20 protein-coding genes are annotated in these 20,376 nt (G+C 43.6%); 13 read left to right on the top strand and 7 right to left on the bottom strand.

What is annotated here, in order from left to right; genetic code table 11:
- Positions 1 to 48: 48 nt before the first annotated feature.
- Entirely contained in the window at positions 49 to 405 is a 357-nt protein-coding gene (locus HADU_RS15765; RefSeq protein ID WP_004809879.1) for a hypothetical protein, read from the top strand.
- 54 nt (positions 406 to 459) lie between these two features.
- Positions 460 to 1,011 carry an HNH endonuclease gene (locus HADU_RS15760; RefSeq protein ID WP_004809877.1) on the top strand — a complete coding sequence of 184 codons (552 nt, stop codon included), beginning with the start codon at positions 460 to 462 and terminating at the stop codon, positions 1,009 to 1,011.
- A gap of 339 nt (positions 1,012 to 1,350) precedes the next feature.
- On the opposite strand, the gene HADU_RS01830 is transcribed toward HADU_RS15760, so the two are convergent.
- The 5 genes from HADU_RS01830 to hemF form a co-directional block, all read right to left on the bottom strand.
- Positions 1,351 to 1,560, bottom strand: coding sequence for a cold-shock protein (locus HADU_RS01830; RefSeq protein WP_004786992.1), 210 nt, complete (start codon positions 1,558 to 1,560; stop codon positions 1,351 to 1,353).
- A 356-nt stretch (positions 1,561 to 1,916) separates the two neighbouring features.
- On the bottom strand, positions 1,917 to 3,740 hold the full coding sequence (locus HADU_RS01825) for an acyl-CoA dehydrogenase C-terminal domain-containing protein (RefSeq protein ID WP_008303040.1): 1,824 nt from the start codon (positions 3,738 to 3,740) through the stop codon (positions 1,917 to 1,919).
- A 391-nt stretch (positions 3,741 to 4,131) separates the two neighbouring features.
- The gene (gene aroE / locus HADU_RS01820; protein WP_008303037.1) at positions 4,132 to 4,920 is read right to left on the bottom strand and encodes a shikimate dehydrogenase; all 789 of its coding nucleotides are present in this window, start codon (positions 4,918 to 4,920) and stop codon (positions 4,132 to 4,134) included.
- 91 nt (positions 4,921 to 5,011) lie between these two features.
- Complete coding sequence (locus HADU_RS01815) at positions 5,012 to 5,218, bottom strand: hypothetical protein (protein WP_004809869.1); 207 nt, start codon at positions 5,216 to 5,218, stop codon at positions 5,012 to 5,014.
- A gap of 282 nt (positions 5,219 to 5,500) precedes the next feature.
- A complete protein-coding gene (gene hemF, locus HADU_RS01810) occupies positions 5,501 to 6,445 on the bottom strand; it encodes an oxygen-dependent coproporphyrinogen oxidase (RefSeq protein ID WP_008303034.1) in 945 nt (314 codons plus the stop codon).
- 237 nt (positions 6,446 to 6,682) lie between these two features.
- On the opposite strand from hemF, the gene hemN reads away from it, so the two are divergent.
- Positions 6,683 to 8,056, top strand: a complete 1,374-nt coding sequence (hemN, locus tag HADU_RS01805) for an oxygen-independent coproporphyrinogen III oxidase (protein ID WP_008303032.1) — start codon at positions 6,683 to 6,685, stop codon at positions 8,054 to 8,056.
- Positions 8,057 to 8,195: 139 nt separating this feature from the next.
- On the opposite strand, the gene ribA is transcribed toward hemN, so the two are convergent.
- Complete coding sequence (gene ribA / locus HADU_RS01800; RefSeq protein ID WP_004809863.1) at positions 8,196 to 8,798, bottom strand: GTP cyclohydrolase II; 603 nt, start codon at positions 8,796 to 8,798, stop codon at positions 8,196 to 8,198.
- A gap of 310 nt (positions 8,799 to 9,108) precedes the next feature.
- On the opposite strand from ribA, the gene dxs reads away from it, so the two are divergent.
- From dxs to HADU_RS01755, 8 genes are all read left to right on the top strand, one after another.
- A complete protein-coding gene (gene dxs / locus HADU_RS01795; RefSeq protein ID WP_008303030.1) occupies positions 9,109 to 11,013 on the top strand; it encodes a 1-deoxy-D-xylulose-5-phosphate synthase in 1,905 nt (634 codons plus the stop codon).
- A gap of 120 nt (positions 11,014 to 11,133) precedes the next feature.
- Positions 11,134 to 11,964, top strand: a complete 831-nt coding sequence (locus HADU_RS01790) for an inositol monophosphatase family protein (protein ID WP_004809859.1) — start codon at positions 11,134 to 11,136, stop codon at positions 11,962 to 11,964.
- Between the two features lie 449 nt (positions 11,965 to 12,413).
- The gene (locus HADU_RS01785; RefSeq protein WP_008303027.1) at positions 12,414 to 14,285 is read left to right on the top strand and encodes a DEAD/DEAH box helicase; all 1,872 of its coding nucleotides are present in this window, start codon (positions 12,414 to 12,416) and stop codon (positions 14,283 to 14,285) included.
- Positions 14,286 to 14,687: 402 nt separating this feature from the next.
- Positions 14,688 to 15,506: an ABC transporter ATP-binding protein gene (locus tag HADU_RS01775; protein ID WP_004809856.1), complete on the top strand. Its 819-nt coding sequence runs from the start codon at positions 14,688 to 14,690 to the stop codon at positions 15,504 to 15,506.
- Positions 15,503 to 16,282 (top strand): lipid asymmetry maintenance ABC transporter permease subunit MlaE, encoded by a 780-nt coding sequence (mlaE, locus tag HADU_RS01770; protein WP_004809853.1) that lies wholly within the window; start codon positions 15,503 to 15,505, stop codon positions 16,280 to 16,282. The genes HADU_RS01775 and mlaE overlap by 4 nt, the downstream gene beginning before the upstream one ends.
- Positions 16,282 to 16,959 carry an outer membrane lipid asymmetry maintenance protein MlaD gene (locus HADU_RS01765; RefSeq protein ID WP_008303024.1) on the top strand — a complete coding sequence of 226 codons (678 nt, stop codon included), beginning with the start codon at positions 16,282 to 16,284 and terminating at the stop codon, positions 16,957 to 16,959. The genes mlaE and HADU_RS01765 overlap by 1 nt, the downstream gene beginning before the upstream one ends.
- Positions 16,960 to 16,976: 17 nt before the next feature.
- Complete coding sequence (locus tag HADU_RS01760) at positions 16,977 to 17,612, top strand: phospholipid-binding protein MlaC (protein ID WP_008303023.1); 636 nt, start codon at positions 16,977 to 16,979, stop codon at positions 17,610 to 17,612.
- 12 nt (positions 17,613 to 17,624) lie between these two features.
- Complete coding sequence (locus tag HADU_RS01755) at positions 17,625 to 17,915, top strand: STAS domain-containing protein (protein ID WP_008303021.1); 291 nt, start codon at positions 17,625 to 17,627, stop codon at positions 17,913 to 17,915.
- Between the two features lie 269 nt (positions 17,916 to 18,184).
- On the opposite strand, the gene HADU_RS01750 is transcribed toward HADU_RS01755, so the two are convergent.
- A complete protein-coding gene (locus tag HADU_RS01750; RefSeq protein WP_004809844.1) occupies positions 18,185 to 19,198 on the bottom strand; it encodes a CorA family divalent cation transporter in 1,014 nt (337 codons plus the stop codon).
- Positions 19,199 to 19,351: 153 nt separating this feature from the next.
- Between HADU_RS01750 and HADU_RS01745 the strand changes: the two genes are divergently transcribed.
- Positions 19,352 to 19,942 carry a TIGR00730 family Rossman fold protein gene (locus tag HADU_RS01745; RefSeq protein ID WP_008303018.1) on the top strand — a complete coding sequence of 197 codons (591 nt, stop codon included), beginning with the start codon at positions 19,352 to 19,354 and terminating at the stop codon, positions 19,940 to 19,942.
- A gap of 31 nt (positions 19,943 to 19,973) precedes the next feature.
- On the top strand, positions 19,974 to 20,375 hold the full coding sequence (locus tag HADU_RS01740; protein WP_004809841.1) for an NUDIX hydrolase: 402 nt from the start codon (positions 19,974 to 19,976) through the stop codon (positions 20,373 to 20,375).
- The last annotated feature ends 1 nt before the right edge of the window (position 20,376 follow it).

Raw genomic sequence — 20,376 nt, 5'->3', positions numbered from 1 at the left:
TTCAAATATTAAGTCATTTGAATAACATAACAATATTGCGAGGGGCGGGTGAGTCCTTTATTAGATTTCTACAAAGTAGAATTAGGCGATGCACGCTTTTTTATTTTTGATAGTAAAAGTGATCATTTGGTGTATGGTGACTTGGATTTTGAGGAATATCATTGGGACAAGGCAAAATTTAATAAAGTTCGTCCAGGTGATTTCTTTCTCTATCGTCGACCACAAAAAGCTTCAGAAATAAAAAACCAATTCTATATTTACGGTGCTGGCCGCATTGGTCAGATGATTGAAGTTCCGAATGAATCTGGGCCCGATAAAGTTCGTCAAAAGCCAGTCTATGCCACTATTGAACAAGGCATTGCTTTTGAAAATCCCATCCTGCAATCCGATTTGGAAAATTTTTAGTGGAGCTTTAAGACCCGTGGCCCAACTTGGGAATATTTTTTCCAGCAATATGGTATGAATGAAATCCATGCTGATGATTTTTGGCGATTGCTGAATATTGGGGTGCAAGGTAATACTTATGAATTCAATGCATCCCAAACTCGTGTAGAGCAAGAAGTTGCTCATTATTTTGTTGAAGATAAGCGTGCCCATGTCAAAATCCGAGGCGTTGAACAAAGAGAATTTGCTTTAAAAGTAAAGCTCAATTATCAATATCAATGTGCAATTTCAGGGATCAAAACCAAAGATTTTCTAGTAGCTTCCCATATCATTCCTTGGTCAGAAAATTATGCGCAACGAACTAACCCACGGAATGGAATTTGCTTGTCTTCTCTGTTAGATAAAGCTTTTGATACTGGTTTTATTGCTATTGATGAAAAGTTTAAAGTTTGTATTGCGAATAAAGCACTACACGACCAGTCTTTATATATTTATTTAAAACAGTATGAGGGGCAGAGATTACAGGTGCCAAAGAGCTATCAGCCCGATCAAAACTTTTTAGCTTGGCATCGGCAGCATGTATTTTTAGATAATCACAGTGCCGATATCAGTTTCAAGTTAGAGTAAGCAATAGATTAACCTTTGATATCATTTTGATTTTTTAAAAATAAAAAAGCCCGATGGATTACCTAGGGCTTTTCTTCTATTTCGACTTTTCCTTCAAGTCATTCATATTAACGAGGCTTAGGCGATATTTTGTAATATGGGCTGTTGTGATGATTATGACTTAGTGTAATTTTTTACATGACTGTAATCAGATGAAGAAATTAGACAGAGTATTTTGAATTGAAAGACTAGGGATTAAAGAAAAGTAAGACCTTAATTAATGGACCTAAGATAAGTATCTATTTATGTGTGGCACAAAAAAAGCACTCTAATGAGTGCTTTTTTTCATCTTAGCAACGATTAGATTGCAGTGATGTTAGTCGCTGTAGGGCCTTTTTGACCTTGAGCAACGCTGAAAGAAACCTTTTGGCCTTCAGCTAAAGTTTTGAAACCTGAACCTTGGATTTCGCTGAAGTGAGCGAAAACGTCTGGACCGTTGTCTTGTTGAATGAAGCCAAAACCTTTAGTTTCGTTGAACCACTTTACTGTACCAGTAACTGTATTAGACATAATATAACCTATTGAGTTTTATTGATTTATAGTCAATCTATGGGATGACTAAGATGTAACTTGGAAAAATAGACTGGATGGAGCTTTTGATCTATAAAAACGGAGGTTTATGACTAAAACTGCGATACTTAAAGAAGACTAACCAAAACAAGAATTTTTCTAGTTGCAACCATCATACCCTGAATTCAGAGATATTCAAGCTGTATATCACTATTATTTTTTATGCAGTTGATATCACTCAAAATAAAATTGTAGAAAAATTATACAGAATTAAAAAATCAAGGACTTAATATGCTTTAACAAAAAGAGCGCCGTGGCTCTCTTTTTGTTATTTGACTTTCAAAGTCAGTGAAAACTTAGTAATCGAAACTGAAGTGCTCAGATGCCAGTGAAGTCATCGTTTTAGATGGGTTGACCATGGCTTCAGCATGACCTTGAGTACGCGGCAACATGCGCTCAAAGTAGAAATCAGCTGTCTTGATTTTTGCCTTATAGAACTCAGGAACTTCAGTACCGTTGCCCTCAGCCAGTTTTGCGGAAGCTACCGCAGCCTGTTGTGCCCAGAAGTATGCCATCATCACATAGCCTGAGAACATCAGGAAATCTACAGATGCAGAAGAAACAATATCACGGTCCTTACGTGCAGCCAGCATGATACGAACCGTCAAGGCATTCCATTGTGCGCAAAGTTTGGTTAAGTCCCAAGCAAAAAGACGCATGTATTTGTTACGTGCATGCTGACCACAGAATTTCAGGATTTCTGCCGTGTAATCACGAATCACTTTGCCTTTAGAAGTTAACAGCACTTTACGGCCAATCAGATCTAGTGCCTGTACACCTGTTGTACCTTCATAAAGAGTAGAGATACGCGAGTCACGTACGATCTGTTCCATGCCCCATTCTTTGATATAGCCATGACCGCCAAAGACTTGCATACCGTGATTGGCTGCTTCATAGCCCAGTTCAGTCAGGAAACCTTTCAGAATAGGGGTATAGAAACCTAAGTGATCATCATGCGCCTCGAAAGCTGCTGTATCGCCACGAACCAGAGCATCATTCATTTTGTCTGCAATTTGTGCTGCATGATAAATCATTGCACGACCGCCTTCAGCAATTGCTTTTTGTGTCAATAACATACGGCGAACATCAGCATGGTGAATGATGGCATCAGCTACTTTTTCTGGATCTTTCTTGCCAGAAAGGGCACGCATCGACATACGTTCTTTGGCATAAGGCAGAGCACCTTGGAAAGACAGTTCTGCATGGCAGATACCCTGAATTGCAGTACCGATACGTGCCGTATTCATAAAGGTAAACATTGCATGCAGACCTTTATTCTTTTCACCAATCAGGTAACCAACCGCATTGTCAAAGTTCAGTACAGCTGTTGCAGATGCACGGATTCCCATTTTGTGTTCAATCGAACCACAAGTGACAGGATTGCGTTCACCAATGCCGCCATCAGCTGCCGGAATAAATTTCGGTACGATGAACAGGGAAATACCTTTAGTGCCCGCAGGTGCATCTGGCAGGCGTGCAAGTACAATATGAATGATATTTTCAGTCAGATCATGTTCACCCGCCGAGATGAAGATCTTGGTACCTGAAATGGCATACGTGCCATCTGCATTTGGCTCAGCTTTGGTTTTTACCTGCCCCAGGTCGGTACCACATTGCGGCTCAGTCAAACACATGGTGCCAGACCATGTACCTGCTACCAGGTGAGGCAGGTATAGATTTTTTTGTTCATCTGAACCAAACTGCATAATGGTATTGATACAGCCGACACTTAAACCTGGATACATTTGGAATGACCAGTTTGCAGTGCCCATCATTTCAGACTTAACCAGATTCAAAGATTGTGGAAGGTTTTGACCGCCAAATTCTTCAGGATAAGAAAGACCTTGCCAGCCGCCTTGTACGAACTGTTCGTATGCTTCCTTGAAGCCTTTAGGCGTAGTGACTTCACCATTTTCAAAATGACAGCCTTCCAGATCACCACTTTGATTCAATGGAGAAAGTACGTTTTCACAGAAATCTGCTGCACCTTCCAGAATCATGTCCACGGTATCAGCATCGGCATATTCACCATTTGATAGTGTCTGGTAATGTGCAGGGTAATCAAGCACTTCATTCATAAGGAAGCGAATGTCACGTAACGGGGCTTTATATGCTGGCATGCGTTTTAATCCTGATTAATAGTTTTGGATTATCTGTATCGATTCTTTGATTATTCACATTGCGGCTAAAAATACATTGATAAGGCAAGCAAATAAAAATGTCAGAAAGGCGAATCGAGGAGATAGGAAAATTAGGGTGATTCAGGTTAAAGATATGGGCTAATAATAAATAGCTGAAAAATAAAAAAGACTTATATGAAACGACTTTAATAGATAATTATTCTGTTTGTCTAGGTGATTTTTTGGGTGAATTGTACACAAATGTTATTGTTCGAAAATAAACAGAAGTGCTGTCATTAAATCCACTTATTGCTCTGTATATTGCCTTCTGTCGGAAAATCAAAAGAGCCTCCGTAGAGACTCTTGAATCATATTAAAAGCTTAAACGAGCTTAAAGGAAATCTTTGAGCTGTGGCTTGACCCCATTCCAGATCGCGAAAGATTCAATCGCTTGACCGACCAGCATGCCAAAACCTTCAGCGCTAGGAACACCACGCGCACGGGCTTGATCTAGAAAAGTAGATGGTTTGCCATAGGCCATTTCATATGCGTGTTTAAACTGCAGTGCTTCCGGCAGGATTAAGGCATCACCACTCAAGCTGGCAGAAGTTGCATTGATAATAAGATCGAACTCACCCGCCAGATCAGTCAAGGCAATCGCTTGCAGTTCAGCTTGTGGTACTGCATCTTTTAAATCCGCAATCAGCTGTTCGGCACGGGTGAGGGTACGATTGGCAATGACAATTTTCTTCACACCTGCCTGTACCAGTGGATAGATCACGCCACGAGTCGCACCACCAGCGCCAATAATCAGAATATCGGTATTTTCCAGGTTCCAGTCTAAAGCACGAATAGCTTCAACCAGACCTTGACCATCGGTATTATCACCATGCAGGACGCCATTTTCCATCCATAGTGTATTTACTGCACCGGCAATACGAGCGCGTTCAGTCAGCACTTGACACTGAGCATAAGCTTGTTCTTTAAACGGGACCGTGACATTCATACCGATACCGCCTTGGGCAAAGAAGTCCTGAATATTGGCTTCAAAGCCATCCAGCGGAGCCAGACGTTTACTATAGGTGAGATCAATACCGGTTTTAGCGGCAAATGCATGATGCAATTCTGGAGAACGTGATTGTTCAATCGGGTTGCCAACAACAGCAAATTGTTTGCTCATTTCACAGTGTCCATGTGCTGAAATGCTCAACAATATACGTGAAAACAGGTAGGGACTAAAGTATTGAAAGGTCTAATTCTAGGGGCTTATTTTAGGAATTACAGGTTTTAATAATGCGTTCAGTCAGAAGCAGGGCACCACTTAAGATAATACCGATAATCATAATAATGCTGACACTGATTGCCAGACTGTCCAAGATAAGATCCTTGGTTAAGAATGTTGTGGTAATTGCACTGACTGTAACGGCCAGAAATACCCACATCATCAGCACATGACTTTTGAAATGTCGTAGCTGCATATATTTTTACCCAATATTTTTTAAGATTTTACTATACAGCAGAGCTTGTGACGAAGTGAGGACATTTCTGCTTATTTATATAAAGAAAAGTTTCTAAATGTTTATAGGAAAATTTTTCGTTCAAATTAATATTCTTGAAGAATTAGTTTTGTAAATTTGGGAACGAATTAATTGCATGAAGTTTTCAGGAGAAAAAAATTAGAGGTATTGTAAGCAAAAAATAATTGGAACAGTTTTATAAAAAATGCCCTCAAAGTGAGAGCATTTTGGTTAAGCGTACACCTACTTCTTTAACTCTTGCAGCCAATCTCGTGGCTTTAGATAATAATCGGTGAGTTGTTTCTCTGGTGAACCTTCGGCCCATTCCGGACGATAAGACCAGCCAGTGAGTGGGGGCAGACTCACTAGAATGGACTCGATCCGGCCACCGGTCTGTAAGCCAAACAAAGTGCCACGGTCATAGACCAGATTATATTCAACATAACGACCACGACGATACAGTTGAAACTCACGCTGTGCTTCGCTATAAGGTTTGTTCTGATTGCGCTGGAAAATCGGAATGATGGCATCTAAGTAACCATTGCCTACCGCCTGCATGTATTTAAAACAGGTTTCAAAATCCCATTGGTTCAGGTCATCAAAGAACAGGCCACCGACACCGCGCTGTTCATCACGGTGCTTTAAGTAGAAATAATCATCACACCATTTTTTATGCTGTGCATAAACTTTTTCGCCAAATGGCGCACACAGGTCATGCGCCGTCTGATGCCATGAAAGCACATCTTCATCATTCGGATAGAACGGTGTCAGGTCAAAACCACCGCCAAACCACCAGATCGGATCTTGACCTTCTTTTTCAGCAACAAATAGGCGCACATTGGCATGTGAGGTCGGCACATTGGGATTTTTGGGATGGATCACCAGTGAGACGCCCATCGCCTGTGCCTTAGCCCCGGCAATTTGTGGATGACGTTCAGTGGCTGAAGCCGGTAGTTTAGAAATATTGATGTGCGAGAACATCACCCCGCCTTTTTCAATCACTGTCCCATTTTGCAGCACACGTGAACGGCCACCCCCACCTTCAGGTCGCTCCCAGTCATCAATGATAAACTCAGCTGAGCCACTACCAGCACGTTCTTGTTGTTCGAGAGCCGCACAGATGCGCGTCTGTAAGTCGAGGAGGAATTCGCGTACGCGTTGAATATCCGCAGAAGTTGGATGCTGCATCAAAGCCCTCATGGGGAGAAAGAAAGACTTTCTACATCAAAGCATAAAATGGCATAAAAATTAAGATGTATTTGCCGATACTGATGATCTAAAAAGACTTTCTGTTCCAGTAAATTAAAGCAGGGTAGCGTATTAAATCCGACCGAGATGCTAGGTTGAATTCTTTTTCCGAGCCCCACACAATAGCTTTAGATGGCCCATGCTTGGGTAAATTTTCAATGGTCATAGGTGGATATTATGTCGGTTCAGGCTACTTCCCTCATTCAAAAATACAATGTCCCAGGTCCACGCTATACCAGTTATCCAACTGTACCGTATTGGGAAGAACAGTACTTTTCTCTGAAACAGTGGAAACAGACTTTAAAGCGCTCTTTTGCTGAATCGAATCAGAAAGAAGGCATCAGTCTATATATCCATCTGCCCTTTTGTGAAAGCCTGTGCACTTTCTGTGGATGCCATAAACGTGTCACCAAACGGCATGAAGTTGAGCAACCCTATATTCAGGCGGTGCTGAAGGAATGGGATCTGTACTGTGAATTATTGGAAGAAAAGCCAATGATCAAGGAAATCCATCTTGGTGGTGGTACACCGACTTTTTTCTCGATTGAGCACTTAACTCAACTGATTAAAGGTATCTTGGCTAAGGCTGAAATAGCGTCTGAGCATGAATTCAGCTTTGAAGGCCATCCAAACAATACCACGCGTGAGCATCTGCAAGGCTTATATGACATGGGCTTTCGCCGGGTCAGCTATGGCGTGCAGGACTATAATGAAACTGTGCAGAAAGCCATTCACCGCATTCAGCCTTATGAAAATGTCAAACAGGTCACCGAATGGGCGCGTGAAATAGGTTACACCTCGATTTCGCATGATCTGGTCTTTGGCTTACCATTTCAGAGCCTAGATGATGTACTCAATACTATTGGTCAAACCAATACCTTAATGCCGGACCGTTTAGCCTTATATAGCTATGCCCATGTGCCATGGATCAAGGGCAATGGCCAGCGCGGTTTTAAAGATGCCGATGTGCCTAAAGATGAAATCAAGCGTCAGTGCTATGAAGAAGGCAAGAAGAAACTGTTGGCACATGGCTACCATGAAATTGGCATGGATCATTTTGCGCTAGAAAGTGACAGCATGTATCAGGCTTTTAAGGAAGGGTCTTTGCACCGTAACTTTATGGGGTATACCGCATCTAAAACCCAAGTCATGATCGGGCTAGGGATTTCATCAATCAGTGATAGCTGGTACAGCTTTGCCCAGAATGTAAAAACCATTGAAGAATATTATGAATGTCTGGAACAGAATGAGATTCCAGTCGTTAAAGGGCATGTATTAAGTCAGGAAGATTTAATCATCCGTAAGCATATCCTGAATCTGATGTGCAGTTTCACCACTTCCTGGGCAGATGAGCACATGCAATTTGCTGAAATTGACGCAGTACTAGAACAGCTCAAAGAAATATCACAGGATCAGTTAATTAAAATTGCAGACTCATCAGTCACAATTTTGGAGAAAGGGAAACCTTTTGTACGTAATATCTGTATGGCTTTTGACCTGAGACTCAAGCGCAAGATGCCGGAGAATCGGATTTTTTCGATGACGATTTAGAATCCCACCAAACCTCTCTTTCTTGCACTTCGACTTAAAGCAATACTTAAGTCTCGCTCAGGGAGGCTTCCGATTCTTACTAAAATGAAGGAGTTTCCCCCTCTTTTTCAAAGAGGGGTTAGGGGAGATTAAATAAAAATCAAAAATCATCCTTCCGATACAGATGCGCCATACGTTCATGCTTGGTCTTAAGATACTGTTCATTAAATGGATTTAGACCAACCGTCAGCGGTACACGATCCACCACATTAATACCCAAATCTTTAAGTGCATTGATTTTTGTAGGGTTGTTGGTAATCAAACGTACTGCTTTTATACCTAAATGATCCAGCATGATGCTACACATATCGTATTGGCGTGCATCGGCTGGCAGGTTCAGCATCAGGTTGGCATCTACGGTGTCATGACCTTGATCCTGCAGGGCATAGGCACGGATTTTATTGGTCAAACCAATCCCGCGGCCTTCCTGACGCAAATACAGAATCACACCACGACCGACTTCATTAATCAGCTTTTGTGTCGCCTGAAGTTGCGGTCCACAATCACATTTCAGTGAGGCAAAAGCATCACCCGTCAAACACTCAGAATGTACACGTACCAGCACGGGTTCATCACTCGATTCTTCCAGTCCTTTAGATAACGCGACATGTTCTTCGCCAGTCTTAGGGTCTTGAAAAACAGTAATTTTAAATTCACCATGAGCGGTAGGTAATCTTGATGTTGCGACAAACTCGATAGGCACAGCTGAACCCGTTAAATCCTGAAATTGCTCAAAGTATAGCGTAATGATTGGACATTAGTAGGGTTGCATAGATGATTTTCTGGAGAACATTTTCTTTTTTGTATAAAGCGAACGATAATAGTTGATAAACAGTAAGATTATTCAGGATAATCGTATTCTGCAAATTTTACCCTGATCAAGCTCATTGTTTAATATTGCGCCGTTAACAGCTTTAGTCAATTGAAGCTGCTACAATTCGACTATATGATCGGGACTCCCCATAGACAGACCTAGCTTAGGATTTGCCAGGCTTTTGAAGGCTTTGCCATTTATGCTGTATACAGAAATACCAACTCAACGCCCTGTAACACCGTTGCTTGATGCGATCGATCATCCAGAGCAATTGCGTTCACTTGAGCAAAATCAGCTTGAGCAGGTGGCCGATGAGTTACGTCAGTACATTTTGTATGCTGCAGGACAAAGTGGTGGGCATTTTGGTGCCAATCTGGGAGTGATTGAGCTGACTGTGGCTTTGCACTACTGCTTCAATACCCCAGACGACCGCCTGATCTGGGATGTAGGTCATCAGGCATATCCGCATAAAGCCTTAACTGGTCGCCGTGAGCAATTAACCACGATTCGTGCTAAAGATGGCTTGGCCGCATTCCCGGCGCGTGATGAATCTGAATTTGATACTTTCGGGGTAGGGCATTCTTCTACTGCGATTTCAGCAGGCTTGGGCATGGCCTTGGCGCGTCGCTATCAAAAGAATCCATGTGAAGTGGTGTCCATTATTGGTGATGGTGCAATGACGGCAGGTATGGCCTTTGAAGCCATGAATGACGCCGTCGCGCACAATGCAGATCTGATGGTGGTGCTGAATGATAATGACATGTCGATTTCCTGCAGCACTGGTGGTTTTGCCAAGCATCTCGCTGCACTGTGGGAACGTGGTGAGTCGGTGAATATTACTGAAGAGGGTGAAGCCTTCGTTCAGCCGCATCCAGAATGGGTGTATAACTCACGTCTGCATTGTGCTGCGACTGATGCTGCCGATAACCTGTTTAAGGCAATTGGTTTTGATTATTTTGGTCCTTATGATGGCCATGATCTGAATCAATTGGTGCATGTGTTTAATGCATTGAAAAAGCGTAAAGGTCCACGCCTGATTCATGTCTATACCAAAAAAGGCAAAGGCTTTGCTCCGGCAGAAGCAGAACAAATTAAATATCACGCGATTAGTCGTTTAAATGCAGGATCTACTGCAAATCCAGCACCAAAATATTCTGATGTCTTTGGTCAGTGGCTGTGCGATGAAGCGGCGAAAGATGACCGCTTGCTGGCCATTACCCCAGCCATGTGTGAAGGCTCAGGCATGGTAGAATTTGCTAAGCAATATCCTGAGCGTTTCTTTGATGTCGCGATTGCAGAACAGCATGCGGTAACGTTAGCAGCGGGTATGGCCTGTGAAGGTCTGAAGCCAGTTGTAGCGATTTATTCAACGTTTTTGCAACGTGGCTATGACCAACTAGTCCATGATGTGGCGCTACAAAATCTGGATGTGACGTTTGCTATCGATCGTGCTGGTCTGGTTGGTGAAGATGGTCCGACTCATGCTGGAGCATATGACTATGCTTATATGCGTACTATTCCAAACCTGGTGATCATGGCGCCAAAAGACGAAAATGAATGTCGCCAAATGCTACATACTGCGTATCTCTATAAAGGTCCGGCAGCAGTACGTTATCCGCGTGGGAGTGGTCTGGGTGTTGAGATTCAGCAAGACATGGTTGAATTACCAATGGGTCAGGCTGAAATCGTAGCGAGCTTTAATGGTCAGCATGATGACTATATCTCTGTACTGGCATTTGGTAGCCGAGTGCAGGCCGCTATCGATGCAGCCCAAGCCTTTGCTGCAAAACATGATGTGGCAGTACGTGTGGTGAATATGCGTTTCATCAAACCACTGGATACCCAAATGCTGGATAATATCTCGCAAAGTACCACTCTGTTCGTGACGGTCGAAGAACATGCAGTGATGGCAGGTGCGGGCAGTGCAGTCAATGAATATCTGGCTGAAGCGCAGATCGTAAAACCAATTTTAAATCTTGGTCTTGCTGATACCTTTATGGCGCAAGCGACCCATGCACAGATGCTGCAACAGGCAGGACTTGATGCTCAAGGCATTGAAAAGTCAATGAATCAGGCCTGGTCTTCACTTACCCAGCCAGTCTGAAACAACGTCTTCAAAATTTTAGACACATTTTTTTCCCAAAAAGCCCTTATATTTGCTAAAATGTAGGGGCTTTTATGCATTATTCTTTATCAATATCTTCAAATTTGTAGTGGGTGTTCAATGGAACCTATGGTGGTGATGGCTGCGCGTGCGGCTCAATTAGTTGGTCAAGAGCTTTTAAAAGCGCATCAAAATCGTCATAAACTCGATCTACAAGTCGAAGAAAAAGGCATTGATGGTCCTGTAACGCGTGTTGACCGTTATCTGGAGCAACTGACTATCGATACGCTGCGTAAAAGTTATAAAAATCACAGCTTCCTTGGTGAAGAGTTTGGTCTGCAAGAAGGTAAAGGTCACGACGCTGAATGGTGTTGGGTGATTGATCCTCTTGACGGTACACTGAACTTCATCAACGGTTTCCCGCATTTCTGTATCTCTATTGCTGTTCAGCACAAAGGCGTAACCCAACACGGTGTTATTTATGACCCTGTGAAAGACGAGCTATTCTCTGCAAGTCGTGGTCGTGGCGCGATGCTGAACCAGCGTCGTATCCGTGTAAATGTGAAAGACAACTTGCAGAATTCTTTCCTGGCAGTCGGTCATGCTTACCGTGCTCAACGTGGCGGTGAAGTGGTGTCTTATGCGAAAAACCATTTCGAATCATTATTAAACGTTACTGAAGCAGGTGCGCAATACCGCCGTGCAGGTTCTGCTGCACTGGATCTGGCTTATGTTGCGGCAGGTCGTTTAGACGGTTACTTTGAACTTGGTTTGAAACCTTGGGATATCGCTGCTGGTGAACTGATTGTGAAAGAAGCGGGCGGTACAGTGGTTGATGCACGTGGTGGCAGCGAATCTATGGAAAAAGGTCAGGTCATTGCCTGCTCTATGAAAATGCTGAAACCTTTAATGCAGGCAGTTGTTCCTGCATGGGGCGAGGCAGCTAAATAATCGGGTTTAGACATTTTGGTTTAAAACATATAAGAGGCATCCTAAGGGATGCCTTTTTCATGACTGGATAATATTTTTATTGCTAAATATGGTTAAAATATCAACTAATTTTAGATTAATACAAAATAACAATAAAACTTAATGACATTATTTTAAATCCTGCTATAATCCGCGCACGCACTTAATTTCTGTTCGTTACCTGAACATTTCTCTTCTTATCATTGTGTATGCGCGTGCGGTCCAAAGAGAGGACGATATCTCGCGCCCCAATCGCTAAAGCGATTCCTTCAGGTTATGCCGTAATCATGCGTGCGTTATATCACATCGTCGTTACTCGGATCGCCGCTGAATGATCTCTTATTTTCAGCGTATATTGCTGTACCGCTTTTTGTCGATGTTCATTTGACTTTATTTTTAATGGAGCACCCAATTTCCGGGTGAAAGACTCTATGAGCAAAACTTTTGCTGATTTTCCTCTACACGAAACCTTACAACAAGCTTTACAAGCACTAGGCTTTACTGCACCTACACCTGTACAGGAACAATCTATTCCTGCGGCGCTTGAAGGTAAAGACCTTCTAGTGTCAAGCCAGACTGGTTCTGGTAAAACTGCAGCCTTCCTTCTCCCTACATTGAATGGCCTTGCAACTGAAGATACTTTCGTTCCGTTCAAAGAACGTATGAAAGCGGTAACTCAACCAAATATCCTGGTAATTTCACCAACACGTGAACTTGCACAACAGGTTTGTCAGGATGCGATTGCATTTGTACGTCACATGAAAGGTGTTCGTATTGCTGCAATCATGGGTGGTATGCCATTTGGTAAACAAATCCAACAATTAAAAGGTGCACAAGTTGTAGTTGCGACACCAGGTCGTTTACTTGATCTTGTTAACCGTCGCCAGATTAAACTGGACAAAGTTGATGCGTTAATCGTCGACGAAGCTGACCGTATGTTAGACCTCGGTTTCTCTGAAGACCTAGAGGCAATCGGTGACTTGGCTGCGAACCGTAAACAGACTTTGATGTTCTCTGCTACATTTGCACCGCGTATCATCACGCTTGCTGAACGCATGATGAATGAGCCAGAGCGTATTGCGATCGAAACTGGTCACTCTACGAATACTGACATCACTCAGACTTTGCACTGGACTGATGGCTTTGAGCACAAGAAAAAATTATTAACTCACTGGTTAAACGAAGAAGACGTTGATCAGGCAGTTGTATTTGCTTCTACGCAAGAAGATACCGATATGCTGGCTGAAGAACTTGCTGAAGCAGGTCTATCAGTTGTAGCGCTTCATGGTGCAATGCCACAGACAGTACGTAACCGTCGTCTGCGCAGTATCCGTGAAGGTCGTGCAAAAATTCTGGTTGCAACTGACGTTGCAGCACGTGGTCTAGACGTACCAACAATCTCTCACGTCATCAACTTCGGTCTTCCAATGAAGAACGAGGACTATGTACACCGTATTGGTCGTACAGGTCGTGCGGGCCGTACTGGTAAAGCGATTACTTTAGCGACTTACCGTGAACGCGGTAAAATCCGTGCGCTTGAAGACTACCTAGATGCTCGTTTAGAAGTATCTGAAATCGAAGGTCTTGAGCCATCTCCACCTCCTGCACGCGGTAGCCGTGATGGCGCTGGTCGTGGTCGTGGTCGTGATGGCGGCCGTGGTGGCCGTGGTGGCTTCGGCGGTGGTCGTCGTTTCGAAGGTGAAGGTAACTTCAAACGTCGTGATGGTGGTGATGACCGTCCACGTCGTAGCTTCGATGACAAACCTCGTGGCGACCGTCCTGCGTTCGGTGGCGAAGATCGTCCACGTCGTGACTTCAACAGTGATCGTCCACGTCGTGAAGGCGGTTTTGGTGATCGTCCTAAACGTGACTTCGGTGATCGTCCAGCTTCACGTCGTGAAGGCGGTTTCGGTGATCGTCCGCAACGTTCTTTCGATGACCGTCCAAAACGTGATTTTGGCGACCGTCCTCGTTTCGAAGGTTCTGATGATAACCGTGGCAACCGCGTAGATTACAAACCACGTCGTGAAGGTTCTTTCGGTGACCGTCCTAAACGCGATTTCGGTGATCGTCCGGCGCCACGTCGTGAGGGTGGTTTTGGGGATCGTCCTAAACGTGATTTCGGTGATCGTCCGGCGCCACGTCGTGAAGGTGGCTTCGGTGACCGTCCAGCACGTTCATTTGGTGATGACCGTCCTAAACGTGATTTCGGTGGTGATCGTCCACGCCGTAACTTCGATGACAAACCACGTGGTGAGCGTTCGTTCGGTGAAGACCGTCCACGTCGCAAATTTAATGACTAATTGAATCTAGCCAGAAAAAACCAGCGATAACGCTGGTTTTTTTATGGATGCATTTTTTTAAAGTTTTAGGTAAAGTGTGTGCCATTTCTGAATTTGAATCGGTTATGATAACTAATCCTCAAAAATCACACTTGGCTCGTTATATCCATGAGGTTATTATGCCTTATATTGCGCTGATCCTGATCTTATGTAACATCATTCTCTTTCTCTATAATTTTTATAATTGAATGATTATTGAACATATAAGCAAGCGATAAAATTATAAAAATAAATCATGCTTTCTCATTTTTTTCATTCAGATATTGCCTTTTTGCCATTGTAACATTCCGATCAAAAGGTAACATTTAGAGAGTTAATCCTTTATAGTACGCATGCTGAAAAAATGCAGGAAAACGCTTAGCTATGAAAAATCAAACAGCGTTTGAGACTCAATCACTCATAGAAGTGAAAGGTTTGAGCTTCAAGCGAGGCGAACGTGTGATTTATGAGAATGTCAGCCTGAACATTCGACGTGGTCAGATCACTGCCATTATGGGACCTTCTGGTACCGGTAAAACTACATTATTGCGTCTTATTGGCGGACAGCTAACGCCAGATCAAGGACAGGTGTTGCTGGATGGCAAGGATATCGCACGCATGTCACGTAGTGAGCTGTTTGCTGCACGTGCACGTATGGGCATGTTATTCCAGAGCGGTGCTTTGTTCACAGATATGAGTGTTTATGAAAATGTCGCTTTCCCGATTCGTGCACATACCAAATTGCCTGAGCACTTGATCGCAGAAATCGTGGCACTCAAGCTGGAATCTGTCGGTCTGCGCGGTGCAGAGCAGATGATGCCCTCTGAATTATCTGGTGGTATGAACCGTCGTGTGGCTCTAGCACGTGCGATTGCACTTGACCCAGAGCTGATCATGTATGACGAACCATTCGCCGGGCAAGACCCGATCGTGATGGGTGTATTAACACGTCTGATTCGTTCCCTGCGTGAAGCATTAGACCTGACTACAATTATCGTTTCGCATGATGTAGCAGAAACTCTATCCATTGCGGACTACATTTACGTAGTGGCAGAAGGAAAGATCCAGGGCGAAGGTACACCTGAAGAATTAAAAGCACATCCTTCTGCATTTGTTCAGCAGTTCCTGACGGGTTCCGTTGAGGGACCTGTGGATTATCAGTTTAGTCATGCGGCTTATTTAAGTGATGAGGTGCGTTCATGAATGCAATTGCCTTATTGGGTAGACGCGTCATAGAACGTGTGCGCGGGATTGGGGTTGCGACCTTGATGCTGTTGCAAATTCTGATTTCGATGCCAACCTGGCTGGGGTTTAAGCTATTTGTCTACCAGATGTACCGTGTTGGGGTGCTCTCTTTACTGATCATCGTAGTTTCGGGTCTGTTTATTGGTGCTGTTCTCGGTTTGCAGATGTATACCATTCTGGCGACCTTTGGCAGTGAAGCCATGTTAGGTACCGCAGTAGCTCTAACCTTATTACGCGAACTGGCACCGGTTGTGGCAGCGCTCTTGTTTGCTGGTCGTGCCGGTTCCGCATTGACAGCCGAAATCGGTCTGATGAAAGCCACTGAACAGTTATCCAGTATGGAGATGATTGGGGTTGATCCGCTAAAAAGGGTCATTTCACCACGTCTTTGGGCGGGGATTTTCAGTCTGCCAATGCTGTCCGTAATTTTTGCTGCCGTGGGGATTATGGGCGGTAAAATGGTCGGTGTAGATTTCCTTGGCGCAGATGAAGGCGCGTACTGGAGCGGTATGGAAAGTACCGTGCAGTTCTACAAGGATATCTTTAACGGTACCATCATTAAAAGTTTTGTATTTGCATTGATTTGTACATGGATTGCGGTCTATCAGGGTTATGCCTGTGAACCGACATCTGAAGGGATTGCAACGTCCACAACACGTACTGTGGTGTATTCATCGTTGTGTGTTTTAGGTTTTGATTTCGTGTTGACTGCGGTCATGTTCGGAGGTGTTTAATGAAATCACGTACCAGTGAGCTGGCCGTTGGTGTTTTTGTCATTTTGTTTGGAATTGCAATTTTCTTCTTGGCAATGCGTGTCAGTGGTTTGGTCGGAACCAATATTGCCGACAGCTATAAAATGACAGCAACTTTTGAAAATGTAAATGGCATTAAGCCGCGTGCCAAAGTGGCTTTAAGCGGTGTGAAAGTCGGTCAGGTCGATACGATTACACTTGATCCAGTCACCCGATTAGCCACTGTACATATGACGCTAGATGGTTCATTGACATCATTTAATGCTGAACAGTTAAAGAAAGTACAGCAAGAAGCCCTAGATGAGTTACGTTACAGCACTGACTATGAAGCTGCGGCACCTGCGCAACAAAAAGCAATGGAAAAGCAACTCTTAGACAACATGACATCCATTACCAATATTGATGAAGATGCTTACATTATGGTAGCAACCAATGGTTTGCTGGGTGAAAAGTATTTGAAAATTATTCCAGGCGGCGGTCTGAATTATTTGAAACGTGGTGATCAGATTGCCAATACCCAGGGCACGATGGAAATTGAAGATTTAATTACCAAATTCGTGACAGGTGGAGCAGGCAGTAAGTCATCCGAAACTCAGGAGACATCTGCTGATGCAGTAACTTCTGAAGCTACAGATGCAGAACCTGCATTTGTTGAATAATGATTGAGGAAATTTGAGTGAATATTTTAGTAAAGCAAACCCTTGCAGCAAGCATTCTATCTACCATGGCGATCGGAGGTGTTTTCGCTGCACCGGCTGAAGCACCACCTGCATTTATTAAGAAAGTTGCAGATAACCTGGTGGCTCGTCTCAAAGTAGACCATAGCAAGTTGCAGAGCAATCCGGCACTGGTGAAAACTATTATTCGTCAGAATCTTGATCCATATATCGATTCACAAGCATTTACCCGCATTGTGATGGGAACGTATGCAACTAATCAGTATAGTTCTGCTGCACAGCGTGCTCAGTTTGAACGTAACTTCCGTGAAACGCTGACTGAAAATTATGGTTCAGCATTTGCCAAATATACCAACCAGTCTTATAGCATGCGTCCGTACAAAGACACCGGTAGCAAAAATCCAGTTGTGACTATTGATTTCCATAATAATGGCGAGAAAATTCCAGTTTCTTTCCAGTTGGCCGATAAAGGTTCACAATGGAAAATCCGTAATATCAACGTGTCTGGTATTGATCTAGGTTTACAGTTCCGTAACCAGTTTGCAGCGACTGTAAAACGTAATGGCGGTAATCTGGATAAAGCAATCGCAAACTTCAAGCCAGATGCAGAAGCAGCGGTTGAAAAGAAAAAATAAGATAGGTGAGCTGTGATCAAATTCAGTAATCAGGAACTGCATGTTATAGGCAAAATCGACTATAACAATGCGCAGCAATACTATGAACAGGGGCTGCGTGAAATTCAGTCACAGACAGTTTTTCCTATTGTGGTAAATCTGGCTGAGCTTGAAAGTGGCAGTACTTTGGCTTTGGCGATATTGGTCAGATGGTTACGTCAGACGCCACAAGCCAAAGGATTGCAGTTTAAAGCCGTTCCTGCAAAGGTGATGAAGATCATACAGTCCTGTCACCTAGAGAATGATTTACAGATCATTCAGTAAAAAGAAAAAGCACCGAAAGGTGCTTTTTTATTGTGATTGGATTTTAAAAAAAATATTGAAAATCAAATAGATCTAAGTATAGATTGCAAGTCCTCTCTCCCTCAGGGAGAGTTAAAGAGAGGGTGAAAATCCTCACCTAACTCCTCCTTTGGAAAAGGAGGGGGAATTTTCTTCACTTTTTAGAGAGAAGTTGACGAGGGATTAAATAGATATGAATTAAATACAGAGATTTCTTGCGCTTTGCTTTGAAGCAGTGCCTCAAAGCTCGCTCAAATCCATTTCTTCCATCTAAAGTAAATCAATGGTCCAATGAAGAATGCGACCAGAATTAGCCCGACAATGATAAAGCTGGTGGTGCCATGTGCGAAAGGTAAGACTTCCGTGTTCATCCCATAGATACTCGCAATCAGCATTGGTGGCGCAAGCATACTTGGCAAGATCGAGAATCGACGGATCGTGTCATTCTGTTCGGTGTTAATGAATCCGGAAGTGGTATCAAGCAGGAATCGCACCTTCTGGAATAAGAAAGCATCATGCTCAACCAGAGAGCGTACATCTTCACTGAGCTCTCGAATGTCCGCATCGTAGATATGACTACCGAGCGCCCGTGGACGGGACAGGAAGGTCAGTACCCGGCGTAAATCGATCAGACAGAGCTGGGCTTTTCCAAGCATATCCTCGAGCTGTGCCAGACGGGTAATCATGTCATCAAGATCCAGAATCTGTTCACGATGGCGGTTATTCAGGACTTCGGTTGAGTATTTTTCCAGATCCTTGTGCACATCTTCCAGAATATCCGCAAGCTCATCCAGCTTGGCTTCAAGCAGGCCAAGTAGAATCCAGGTCGGATCCTTATAATCAATCTCATAATCATTGCGGCGCGCACGAGCACGAAAGGCACGGAACGCGACTAGTTTTTCCCCACGCAAGGTAAACAGCCGATCTTTATGCAGAATGAAAGCGACGGTTTGCACCGTGGCTAAAATGCTGGATTGATCTTCAGTATCTTCTTCGACCTGATAGTTTTTATTTTTCGTTAAAAAATAAGTGCTGATATGCAAAATACCGTCATCATCGCGGTAGAATCGGGCACTGGATGAAATGTCTTCTAATGATTTGAGGGTAGGAAGATTTTGCTCATAAGCGTCCATGATCCATTGCTGCTCTTCCTGTGAAGGAGCAATCAGATCAACCCAAACCAAATCTTGATGTAAATCAAAGTCGCCATTAATAGTGGCATCTTCTAGGCTACCGCGCTCTGTGGCATAAAAGGCTTCAAGCATGCTGTCTTTTCTCCCTTGCGCAGTATGTAAATTGGAATGGGTGTATTTTAGACAAGGAATTGAATAAAAACACTGATTGAACAGTTATTTTTTCAAAAAAAGCTTCGATCAGGGATTCCTTGCGATACAGCTAGAACTAAATGGTGAAAAATGATGAATTCTATCGCAATTTTTTGTGGTTCCGCACTGGGGATCGCACCTGTTTATACCGAGATTGCTGAAAAAGTCGGCCAGACGCTGGCAGCTAGACAGCAAACACTGGTCTATGGTGGTGGCCGTTCAGGCTTGATGGGAATTGTTGCGGACAGTACTCTGGCTGCGGGCGGCCAAGTGATTGGGGTGATTCCAAAGCAGCTGGTAGACCGTGAATTGGCCCATCCAGGTCTGACTGAACTGCATATTGTTGAAAATATGCACGAGCGCAAAACCAAAATGTCAGAACTGGCAGATGGTTTTATTGCGATACCGGGTGGTGTAGGAACACTGGAAGAAATCTTTGAGCAATGGACCTGGGCACAGCTCGGTATTCATGAAAAGCCATGTGCATTTTTAAATGCAGAAAACTTCTATACCGGTTTGATTCATTTTATTCAGCACACGACTGAACAGGGTTTTACCAAGGCACGTTTTACCGAGAAACTCATTGTCAGTGAAGAAATTGAAACAATTCTGGATGCTTTTGAGAATTATCAACCACCGCAAGCGAAATGGGGGATGGTTGATCAGCAAGATCTCGTGAAATAAGCCCATTGATCATTTTTAAATTTGAGTAGTTATGAACGTTATTACTGTTGCCGCCGGCATTGTACTGAATGAAGCACAGCAATTATTGGTCGTGCGCAAGAAAGGCACCAGCTGCTTTATGCAGGTGGGTGGCAAGCTGGAACCGAATGAAGCACCTGAAGTGACGATTGTTCGTGAAATTCAGGAAGAGATCTGCTGTCAGGCTGAAGTACAGCAATTTGTTGGTCGTTTTGAAACGAAGACCGCGAATGAACCTGACCACCAACTGGTCAGTTATGTATATCTGGTCAAACTGGATCAAATGCCAACAATTGAGGCGGAGATTGCCGAGATGAAATGGATTGATCTCAATGAACAAGACTTAGCACTGGCCCCGTTAACCACAGAAATTGTGATTCCATGGGTGAAGTCAAATCTATTGGCTCAAGCTTAAT

The sequence above is a fragment of the Acinetobacter sp. HA genome, assembly GCF_000264725.1.
GTDB lineage: Bacteria > Pseudomonadota > Gammaproteobacteria > Pseudomonadales > Moraxellaceae > Acinetobacter > Acinetobacter schindleri.
The sequence above is the reverse complement of the archived record's forward strand: the minus strand, read 5'-3'. Positions and strand labels throughout refer to the sequence as shown.